The 213-nt window shown below is 71.4% G+C and carries 1 protein-coding gene; it reads right to left on the reverse strand.

The window, feature by feature from the left end; translation table 11 throughout:
• Positions 1-213: AraC family transcriptional regulator ligand-binding domain-containing protein (locus tag ACOADB_RS04750; protein ID WP_378596782.1), on the reverse strand; the 213-nt coding region annotated here is incomplete at both ends.

Genomic DNA, 213 nt, shown 5'->3' on the forward strand with positions numbered 1-213 from the left:
CAGCGCCTCCCCCACGGTCGCGGAGTGCTGCATCACGACCGACAGGAGGCCGAGCATGCCCTCGTCCTGGCGCTCACCGACGCGCAGGCCGAGATCGGGCAGCCCGGTCGATTCGGCGGCGTACTCCAGCACCTGCACGACTCCGTCGTGCGGGATCAGCGATGCGTCGTCCAGAAGCGCCGCGGGGTCGATCCCGAACCGGCGCAGCATGGC

Origin of the sequence: Nocardioides sp. CPCC 206348 (assembly GCF_048654705.1) — a bacterium.
Lineage (GTDB): Bacteria > Actinomycetota > Actinomycetes > Propionibacteriales > Nocardioidaceae > Nocardioides.